General features: G+C 75.6%; 7 protein-coding genes and 1 pseudogene. 7 read left to right on the forward strand and 1 reads right to left on the reverse strand.

Annotation, left to right across the window (positions count from 1 at the left end):
- The first annotated feature begins 153 nt into the window (after nucleotides 1-153).
- Nucleotides 154-2,997: a penicillin acylase family protein gene (locus tag ACFVHB_RS39315; RefSeq protein WP_380332661.1), complete on the forward strand. Its 2,844-nt coding sequence runs from the start codon at nucleotides 154-156 to the stop codon at nucleotides 2,995-2,997.
- 116 nt (nucleotides 2,998-3,113) lie between these two features.
- On the opposite strand, the gene ACFVHB_RS39320 is transcribed toward ACFVHB_RS39315, so the two are convergent.
- A complete protein-coding gene (locus ACFVHB_RS39320) occupies nucleotides 3,114-4,061 on the reverse strand; it encodes a LysR family transcriptional regulator (RefSeq protein WP_380332664.1) in 948 nt (315 codons plus the stop codon).
- Between the two features lie 71 nt (nucleotides 4,062-4,132).
- On the opposite strand from ACFVHB_RS39320, the gene ACFVHB_RS39325 reads away from it, so the two are divergent.
- The 6 genes and pseudogenes from ACFVHB_RS39325 to ACFVHB_RS39350 form a co-directional block, all read left to right on the forward strand.
- On the forward strand, nucleotides 4,133-4,867 hold the full coding sequence (locus ACFVHB_RS39325; RefSeq protein ID WP_380332667.1) for an SDR family oxidoreductase: 735 nt from the start codon (nucleotides 4,133-4,135) through the stop codon (nucleotides 4,865-4,867).
- Between the two features lie 507 nt (nucleotides 4,868-5,374).
- Nucleotides 5,375-6,433: a ketoacyl-ACP synthase III family protein gene (locus ACFVHB_RS39330; RefSeq protein WP_380332670.1), complete on the forward strand. Its 1,059-nt coding sequence runs from the start codon at nucleotides 5,375-5,377 to the stop codon at nucleotides 6,431-6,433.
- A complete protein-coding gene (locus ACFVHB_RS39335) occupies nucleotides 6,430-7,983 on the forward strand; it encodes a class I adenylate-forming enzyme family protein (RefSeq protein ID WP_380332672.1) in 1,554 nt (517 codons plus the stop codon). The genes ACFVHB_RS39330 and ACFVHB_RS39335 overlap by 4 nt, the downstream gene beginning before the upstream one ends.
- Nucleotides 7,973-9,466, forward strand: coding sequence for a type III PLP-dependent enzyme (locus ACFVHB_RS39340; RefSeq protein ID WP_380332675.1), 1,494 nt, complete (start codon nucleotides 7,973-7,975; stop codon nucleotides 9,464-9,466). The genes ACFVHB_RS39335 and ACFVHB_RS39340 overlap by 11 nt, the downstream gene beginning before the upstream one ends.
- A 5-nt stretch (nucleotides 9,467-9,471) precedes the next feature.
- A complete protein-coding gene (locus ACFVHB_RS39345) occupies nucleotides 9,472-9,741 on the forward strand; it encodes a phosphopantetheine-binding protein (RefSeq protein WP_380332678.1) in 270 nt (89 codons plus the stop codon).
- 55 nt (nucleotides 9,742-9,796) lie between these two features.
- Nucleotides 9,797-10,024, forward strand: a pseudogene (locus ACFVHB_RS39350) (L-asparagine oxygenase); the annotation flags it as partial.

Genomic DNA, 10,024 nt, shown 5'->3' on the forward strand with positions numbered 1-10,024 from the left:
GGGCGGGCCCGCGCCCCCCCCTCCCCCCGCGACCCCTTCCCCCGCCCCCCCCCCCCCCGCTCCCCCCCGCCGCGGGCCCCCCGCGCCGCCCCGCGGGCGCCCGCCGGTACTCGCCATGGCCGGAATCCCGCCGAGACAAGGAAGCACCGCCCCGTGACAGTCCAGACCGACACCGCTCCGCCGGACGATCCGCGTCCGGCCACCGACCCCACAGCGAAGACCGGGCCGGCCCCGGAGGCCGGCCCCGCACCCGACCGCGCCGCAGCGGCCGCCGAGACGTCCGGTTCCGACGCACCCGCCGCCGAACCACCCGCCCCCGGCGCACCCACCGCAGACGAACCAGCTGCCGACGATCCCGCTGCCGACGGTCCCGGTCCCGCGCCGCGCCCCCGGCGGCGACGGCGCGTGCTGCGGATCCTCAAGCGCACCGCGATCGTCCTCACCACCCTGGTCCTGCTGGCCGCCGGCAGCCTGGCCGGCTACGCGTACTGGACGGTCCAGCGCTCGCTTCCGCAGCTCTCCGGCACCGCCACCGTGCCGGGGCTGCACGGCGAGGCCCGGATCGTCCGGGACGCCTCGGGCATCCCGCAGATCTACGCCGACAACGCGCACGACCTGTTCCTCGCCGAGGGCTACGCCCAGGCCCAGGACCGGTTCTGGCAGATGGACGTCCAACGGCACGTCACCGCCGGCCGGCTCGCCGAGATGTTCGGCCCCGGCGAGGTGCAGACGGACAAGGTGGCGCGCACCTTCGGCTGGTACCGGGTGGCCGAGCAGGAGGTGACGATGCTGTCGCCACAGACCCAGGAGTACCTCCGGGCCTTCTCCGACGGCGTCAACGCCTACCTCGGCCGGCACGAGGGCGCCGAGCTGTCGGTGGAGTACCCGGTGCTCGGCTTCGTCGCCGACGACTACCGACCCGAGCCGTGGACCCCGGCCGACTCGGTCTCCTGGCTGAAGACCATGGCCTGGAACCTCAACACCGGCATGATCGACCAGTTCCAGCACGCGATGCTGCCCGCCGACCTGCCGGACGGGGCGTCCGACGACCTCTTCCCCGGCTACGACTACCAGCGCTGGGCGCCGATCGTCCCCGACCGGGCGCCGGCCACCCAGCCCGCGGCCGCCGCACCGCCCGCAGTCGCACCGCCCGCAGTCGCACCGACCGCAGCGGCCGCCGCACCGCCGGCACCCACCGCGCCCGCCGTCCCCGCCGCTGCCGCGGCCGCGCTGGCCGACAGCGCGGCGGTGCGCACCGTCCTGGCCGCCGTCCTCGGCCCGCAGGGCACCGGCATCGGGTCCAACTCCTGGGTGGTGGCCGGCAGCCGCACCACCACCGGCAAGCCGCTGCTGGAGAACGACCCCCACCTGACGCCCTCGCTGCCGGGCATCTGGTACCAGGTCGGCCTGCACTGCACCCGGATCGGCCCGGACTGCGCCTTCGACGTCAGCGGCTTCACCTTCGCCGGCATGCCGGGCGTGGTGATCGGCCACAACGCCGACATCGCCTGGGGCTTCACCGACCTCGGCGCCGCCGACTCCGACCTGTTCGTGGAACGGGTCAGCGGCTCCGGCTACGAACACGAGGGGAAGCAGCTGCCGCTGACCGTCCGCCAGGAGAAGATCAAGGTGGCGGGCGGCCGTCCGGTCGACCTGACCGTCCGGTCGACGCTGCACGGCCCGCTGATCTCGGACGTGCTCAAGTCCGCCGGCGAGGTGGCCGACCGCGGCCGGGTGCCGGACGTCCCGCCGCACGGCGAGCAGGACGGCTACGCGGTGGCGATGCAGTGGACCGCGCTCGACCCCGCCCCCACCGTGGACGCCCTCTTCGCCCTGGACCGGGCCAAGGACTGGACCGACTTCCGCGCCGCCGCCGCGCTCTTCGCCTCCCCGGTGCAGAACATGATCTACGCGGACACCGGCGGCAACATCGGCTACCAGACGCCGGGCCGCATCCCCGTCCGCAAGGCCGGCGACAGCCGCCGCCCCGTCCCGGGCTGGACCGGCGCCCACGACTGGACCGGCTACCTGCCCTTCGAACAACTGCCCACCAGCTTCAACCCGCCGGAGGGCTACATCGTCACCGCCAACAACGCGGTCGTCGGCCCGGGCTACCCGCACCTGATCGGCAGCGACTGGGGCACCGGCTACCGCAGCCGGCGGATCACCGACCTCATCGAGCAGGCCGGCAAGCTGGACGTCGCGGCGATGGAGCGGATCACCCAGGACACCTGGAACGGCAACGCCGCCACCCTGGTGCCCCACCTGCTCCGGGTCCAGGTCGGCGCCCAGGCCGGGCCGGCCCAGGACCTGCTGCGCGGCTGGGACTTCACCCAGGGTGCCGACTCGGCACCGGCCGCCTACTTCAACGCGGTCTGGCGCGAACTGCTGAAGGAGGCGTTCACCGACCGGCTGAGCCGGGCCGGGGTCAAGGGCTACGCCCACCCGGACGGCGGCGGCCGCTGGTTCGACGTGGTGCGCGGCCTGCTCGACAAGCCGGACAGCCTCTGGTGGACGAGCACCGCCGACCCCTCCGTGCAGGGCCGCGACGCGATGCTGCGCCGGGCGATGGAACAGGCCGCCACCGACCTGCGGAAGCGACTCGGCGACGATCCGCAGAAGTGGCGCTGGGGTGCCCTGCACACCCTGACGCTGGAGAACCCCACCCTGGGCACCGCCGGCCCGGCCCCCCTGCAGTGGCTGCTGAACGCCGACCCGATCGGCGTCGGCGGCGGCACCGACACGGTGCTGGCCAACGGCTGGGACCCGCAGAAGGGCTTCGGGGTGATCTGGGTCCCCTCCATGCGGATGGTGGTGGACCTGGCGGACTTCGAGCGCTCCCGCTGGATCAACCTGACCGGCGCCTCCGGCCACGCCACCGCCGACACCTACACCGACCAGACCGGGCTCTGGGCCAGGGGCGACAGCCTCGCCTGGCCCTACGGAGCGGCAGCGGTGGACGCCACCGCCCGCGACCGCCTGCGCCTCACGCCCTGAGCAGCGCAGCGCTCCCCCAGCCCCACGGGTGGGCCCGCCGGCGAACCGGCGGGCCCACCGCTCGGGAGCGGAACCGCTCCCGGGTGATCGTCATGGCGAGGGGTGAGCGCCCGCGGTCAGTCGTCCAGTGCGGCCAGGTGGTCGGGGTGGTGGGCGGCGACGTCGTGGGCGGCTCGGACGAAGGCGGCGACGGCTGCCGATCGCGAGGTCTCCGGCCAGGCGACCACGACCGCGCTGGGGCTGAGGCCGGTGACCGGCCGGTACGCGATGTCCGGGCGCTGGTGCCGCTGGGTGGTGGAGAGTGCCAGGAACGCCACCGCCTGGCCCAGCGCGACCACCTCCAGGAGTTGCTCGACGCTGGCCACGAGCGGCCCCTCGGGAATGTCGTCCGGCGCCGGGCCCGTCCGGCCGTCGCCCGCCTCCGCTCCGTCGCATCCCGTGTAGTAGGCGGTGGTGGAGGGGGCGGCCCCTTTCCAGCGCGGGACCGGTTCGCCCTTGAGGTCGGTCAGCCGCAGTCGCCGGCGTCCGGCCAGGCGGTGCGCGGCGGGGAGAACGGCCAGTCGCGGCTCGACCACGAGCGTCTGGAAATCCAGCCCTTGACCGTCGAACGGGCTGCGCAGCAGCGCTACGTCGGCACGGCCGTCCCGCAGCATGGCGATCGGCTCTCCGCTGCCGCCGACGACGACTTCGGGCGGCGGCAGATGCGAGCCCGTTGCCCGGTAGGCGGCGAGGATGTCCCGCAGCAGCCCGGCATCGCCTCCCGGCTTGACCGCCACGACGACCTGCGGTGTCGGCTGACCGGCCCGGCGGGCACGCCGGGCCGCCGCGTGCACCGCGTCGACCGCGATCACGGCCTGGTCGAGCAGCACCTGACCGGCGGTGGTCAGCCTCACCTGCCGGGTGGTGCGCTCCAGCAGGCGTACACCGAGCCGGGACTCCATCTGGGCGATCGCCTTCGACAGCGGGGGCTGCGCCATGCTCAGGCGTTGCGCGGCCCGACTGAAGTTCAGTTCCTCGGCGACGGCGATGAAGTACCTCAGCTCGCGCACCTCCAGCTCATTCATATCGGTCGACTATAGATCCACACTCGTCCGGTCTTTCCCCGCCGCCCGTGGGTGAGGCGAGGCTGGGTGCCATGACGACTTCGCAGAAGACCGCTCTGATCACCGGCGCCAACAAGGGCATCGGCAAGGAAACGGCGCGCGGGCTCGCCGCCCTCGGCATCACCGTGCTGATCGGCGCCCGCGACGCCGAGCGCGGCGAGGCGGCGGCCGAGGAGCTGCGCACCGACGGCGCCGACGTACGGTTCGTACCGCTGGACGTCACCGACGAGATGTCGGTCCAGGCCGCCGCCAAGCACATCGACGCCACGTTCGGCCGCCTCGACATCCTCGTCAACAACGCCGCGATCGCCGCCGGAGCGCAGCAGCCGAGCGACACCCCCGCCGCCACCGTCCGGCAGGTCTACGAGACCAACGTGTTCGGCGTCATCGCGGTGACCCACGCCATGCTCCCCCTGCTGCGCCGCTCCGCCGCCGCACGCATCGTCAACATGTCGAGCGAACTCGGCTCCCTCACCCACCTGGCCGACCCGGGCAGCCCGTGGTCCGCCTACTACTCGGTCCTCCTCCCCTACTGCACCTCCAAGAGCGCGCTGAACGCGGTCACCGTGCTCTACGCCAACGAACTGCGCGCCGAAGGGATCCTGGTCAACGCGGTGAGTCCCGGCTACTGCGCGACCGACCTCAACCGCCGCACCGGGGTACGCACGGCCCGGGAGGGCGCGGCCGTCGCGGTCGACCTGGCGACCGTGGGCGAGGACGGCCCGACGGGCGCCTTCCTGGCCGCGGACGGGCCGATCCCCTGGTGAGACCCTGCCGCGCCGTCCCCGCCCGAAGCCTGACGGGGTGTTCTCGACCTCCACGGTGAGACGATCACCGGCCTCCCGCGCCGCGCCCGTCCTCTTCGGTGGGCGCTCACGCCAGGGCGGGCGCGAACGCACCCGCGCCCAGAGGGCGGTTCCGTGCCGCAGGTGTCACGGGACCGCTCCCCTCCGCCCAACCCGTGGGAACGTTCCCGCGTTCTCCTGCTCCCCTCTCGACCTCGCGCACGCATCTCCGGGCCCGGTCCCGCCACACGGCGGGGCCGGGCCCGGTGTCAGTCGGGCTTCAGTGAGCGGTCGGTGGGCCGTCGGTGGGCCGACCGTCGGCCACCGGTCGCCGGCCAGCGGGCCACCGGAGCGCCGTCGGTGGCGGGACCGCGGGTGCCCAGCCGGAGGCCAGTGGACGGCAACCGCGCGGCAGGCGGGGAGCGGAAGCATCGTCACCGACAGTCGCCCCCGGCAGAGCGCTGCCACGGGGCCGGAGATCGGAGAGACATGCGCTGGGAGCAGGTGTACCTGGCCGGCACGGGTGTCTGGCTGGCCGACCGCGCGGACGCCGCCGCGGCGGTCGCGGCCGGTGCGTACGACGCCCGGGAACACGCCGTCAACCGGATCGACTCGGTCAGCGCGGCCACCGCCGGCGGGCCGGACGACCTGGCCGCGCCGGAGATGGCGGTCCGCGCGGCCCGCACCGCACTGCGCCGGGCCGGCCGCGCGGCGGAACGGATCGGCACCGTCTTCCACAGCTACCTGTGGTTCCAGGGCGCCGAGTTGTGGCCGGCCGCCGCGTACGTGGCGCAGCACACCGTCGGCCCGGCGGTACCCGCCTTCGACCTGCTCCAGCAGTGCAACGCCGGGCTGTCCGGGATGGAACTCGCCGCCCGGCAGCTCCAGGCGCGCGGGCCCGGCGAGGACGCGGCCGTGCTGCTGACCACCGCCGACCGCTTCGCGCCGCCGGCCTTCGACCGCTGGCGGGCCGAGCGGGGCATGGTCTACGGCGACGGCGGGACGGCGCTGGTGCTGAGCTCCTCCCCCGAGCACGCGGTGGGCCGGCTGCTGGCCACCGCGACCCGGGTGGACAACTCCCTGGAGGGCCTGCCCCGGGGCGCCGGGTTCCGTCCCGGGCCGGAGGCGGCGGACCGGCCGGTGGACCTGGGGGCGCGGACCGAGGAGTACTTCCACGCGCACCGCAACCTGCGGGCCGTGACGCTTCGGACGGCCGAGGTCGCGGCGGAGTCGATCCGGGCCGCGCTGGCCGAGGCCGGCACGCCGATCGAGCGGATCGCCCGGGTGGTGCTCAACGCCACCGGGCACCAGCGGATGGCCTGGCAGCTGGAGCAGCAGTTGGGCGTCGACGAGAAGCTCTCCACCTGGGAGTTCTGCCGCGAGGTGGGCCACCTGGGCGCCGGGGACCACGTCGCCGGGCTGAACGAACTGCTGGAGACCGGCGAGGTGGGCGGGGGCGACCGGGTGCTCCTGGTCGGCGGCGGCACCGGCTACAGCTGCACCAGCGCTGTCGTCGAGATCACCGACCCCGCGGGCTGGTGCGCGTGAGCGCCGCGGCCCTGCACACGGGCGCTCCCGGCGGCCACGGAACCCCCGACGGCGCCCCCGACGCCACCCGCGTCATCGATCTGCTCGACGCGGCCGCCGCCGCCCGCCCCGACGCGCCCGCCGTCCGGGACGCCGGCGGCGCCTGGACCTACGCCGAACTGGCCCGCGCCAGCCGGGCGGTGGCCGCCTGGCTGCGCGGGCCCGGCGGCGTCGCGCCGGGTGACCGGGTGGTCCTGCGGCTGGGCAACCGGCGGGAGTTCGTCGCCCTCTACTACGGCGTGCTGCGCGCCGGGGCCGTCGCGGTGCCGCTGAACCCGGAGCTGAAGCCGTTCGTGCTGCGCGGGGTGCTGGCGGACGCCGCGCCCGCCGTCGTGGTGCTCGACCCGGCCGAGGCGGAGCCGGTCCGCGAGGCGGTCGCCGCCTGCGGTGCCCGTCCGGCCGCGCCCGCCGAACTCCTGGGCCACGACGGCGCGGAAGCTCACGGCGACCCGGCCGGACGGCCGTCCGCCGACGCGATCGCCCAGCTGATCTACACCTCCGGCAGCACCTCCGCGCCCAAGGGCGTGGTCTGCACCCACCGCCAGGTGGTCTTCGCCGCCCGCGCGATCGCCCGCCGCCTCGCCTACCGGCCGGACGACGTGGTGCTCGCCGCGCTGCCGCTCTCCTTCGACTACGGCCTCTACCAGCTCCTGCTGGCCGCGATCGGCGGCGCCGAGGTGGTACTGGCGGACGCGGCCGCGCCGGTGCGGGCGCTGACCGCGCTGCGCGAGCACCGGGCCACCGTCGTCCCCGTGGTGCCCTCGCTGGCCGAGATGCTGTGCCGGCTCGCCGCCCGTGGCGCACCGCCGGAGCACGTCCGGCTGTTCACCAACACCGGTGCCGCGCTGCCCGGTCCGACCATCGAGGCGCTGCGGACGGGCTTCCCGGGCGCGGCCGTGGTGGCGATGTACGGGATCACCGAGTGCAAGCGGGTGACGATCGCCGAGCCGGACGCCGACCGCGAACGCCCCGGCTCGGTGGGCCGGGCGCTGGACGGCACCACGGTCGAGGTGCTCGACGACCGGGGCCGCGCGCTGCCGCCGGGTGAGGTGGGCGAGATCGTCGTCGCCGGCCCGCACGTGATGGCCGGCTACTGGAACGCGCCCGGACCGACCGCCGACCGCTACCGCCCCGACCCCCGCACCGGTCGGCTGCGGCTGCACACCGGCGACCACGGCCGGCTGGAGGAGGACGGGCACCTCTACTTCGCCGGGCGCCTCGACGACCAGTTCAAGCGGCGCGGCGTACGGATGGGAACGCCGGAGATCGAGGCCGCCGCCCTGGACGTGCCGGGTGTACGCGCCGCCGCCGCGCTGCCGCCCCGGGACGGGCTCGACCTGCGCCTGGTCGTCACCGGCGAGGAGGGCCTGACCGCGCGCCGGGTGCTCGAAGGACTGGAGCAGCGGCTGGAGCCGGCGAAGGTGCCCGCCACCTGCCACGTCCTCGCCCGGATGCCGCTCACCCCCAACGGCAAGATCGACCGGAAGGCGCTGGAGACCGATGCGCACTGACCACTCCCCCGCCCCCCGACGAGCGGCGGCGGACGACCTGCCCCCGGCCGGGGACGCGCCGGCGGACGAGGAGCTGCCGGCCACCGAGGACGTACGGGCCACCGCGGACGTACGGGCCACCGAGGACCTGCTGGCGGCCGAGCTGGTGCACCGCTACGGCAGCCCGCTGTACGTCTACGACCTCGACCGGGTCGCCCGGGCCGCCGCCGACCTGCGCGCGGCCCTGCCCGAACAGGCCCGCCTCTACTACTCGCTCAAGGCGAACCCGCACCCCGAGCTGGTCCGCACCCTGCGCCTGGCCGGCTGCCGCCCGGAGATCTGCTCGACCGGCGAGCTGGCCGCCGCGCTGGCGGCCGGCTTCACCGGGGCCGACTGCCTCTACGGCGGCCCCGGCAAGACCGCCCAGGAGCTGCGCGAGGCCCTGGCCGCCGGGGTGCGCGCCTTCTCCGTCGAGTCGCCGGCCGACCTGCGCCGGGTCGGCGCCGAGGCCCGGGCCCTCGGGGTGACGGCGCGCTGCCTGCTGCGGATCAACGGCACCGGCGCGGGCGCGGGCGTCGGCCTGCGGATGACCGGCGGGGCCTCCCAGTTCGGCCACGACATCGCGGACGGGCTGCCGGACCTCGCCGAGTTCACGGTGGACGGCACGGAGTTGTGCGGTCTGCACTTCTTCCCGCTGACCAACGCCGCCGACCCGCAGGGGCTGCTCGCCGAGGCGGTCGCCTCGATCCGCACCGCCGCCGCGCTGGAGGCCCACTGGGGCCTGCCGCTGCGGATGCTCGACCTCGGCGGCGGCTTCGCCTGCCCGTACGCGGCGCCGGGCGAGCGGCCGCGCTACCACGGGCTGCGCGCGCCCCTGACGGCCGCGCTGGACGAGCACCTGCCGGGCTGGCGGGGGCGGTTGGAGCTCGCCTTCGAGTCCGGCCGGTACCTCGTCGGCGACAGCGGGCGGCTGATCTGCACCGTCACCGAGGTCAAGGAGAGCCGGGGCACCACGTACGGCGTGCTGGACAGCGGGATCAACCACCTGGGCGGGCTCTCCGGAGTCGGCCGACTGCCCTCGCTGCGCGCCGAGCCGCTGCGCCTCGCCGGGCCACCACGCCTCGCCGGGCCCGGGTCCGCTCCCGCGGACGGGGTCACCGCGACCCGCCGGGTGGCCCTGGTCGGGCCGCTCTGCACCCCCGCCGACGTGATCAGCCGGGCCGCCGAGACCGTCCCGCCGCAGGCCGGCGCGCTGCTGGCGGTGCCCAACGTCGGCGCGTACGGCGCCACCGCGAGCCTGCTCGGCTTCCTGAGCCGCCCGGCGCCGGCCGAGGTCACGGTGCGGGACGGCCGGGTGGTCAGCTCCGACCGCCTCACCCTCCGGCGCGAGCCGCTGCCCGGCCGGCCGGCCACCGATCACCGTCCCGCCGGCCCCCGTCCCGCCGGCCCCCACCCCACCGATCACCACCCCACCGATCACCACCCCACCGACACGAGGAGCTGAACACCATGACCACGAACGCGAGTTGGGACGAGCGGTACGAGGCCGTCCTGACCGACCTGCTGCCCCGGCTCGCCGAGGAGCGTCCGCTGCCGGCCGACCGCGAGCTGCGCACCGCCGGACTGGACTCGATGGCCACCGTCGAGCTGCTGGTGCGCCTCGAGGAGGCCTACCAGGTGGCCATCCCCGACGAGGAGCTGGGCCCGGGCGCCTTCGACACCGTCGGCAGCCTGTGGGCCGTGGTCGCCGGGCAGCTGGACGCGACCGCTCCGCACTGACCGCTCAGGCGGGCCCACCGCCCGCGCCCGACCACTTCGAGAAAGGCTGATACCTGTGCCGGTTTCACCGGACATCGAGATCTCGGCACCGGACCTGGTGCTGACCGGGGCCGAGACCGCCGCGACCGAACGGGTCGCCGCGCAACTCTGCGGCCCGCCGGAGGCCCTGGTCGACTCGCCCGCCTGGGTGGCCGCGGCCCGCGACCGCTGGGAGGACCTGCCCGTCCGGCTGCGCCGCACGCTGCGCGCCTTCCGCCGCGACCCCGGGCCGGGCGGCGCGCTG

The organism is Kitasatospora sp. NPDC127111 (genome assembly GCF_042677465.1).
GTDB lineage: Bacteria > Actinomycetota > Actinomycetes > Streptomycetales > Streptomycetaceae > Kitasatospora.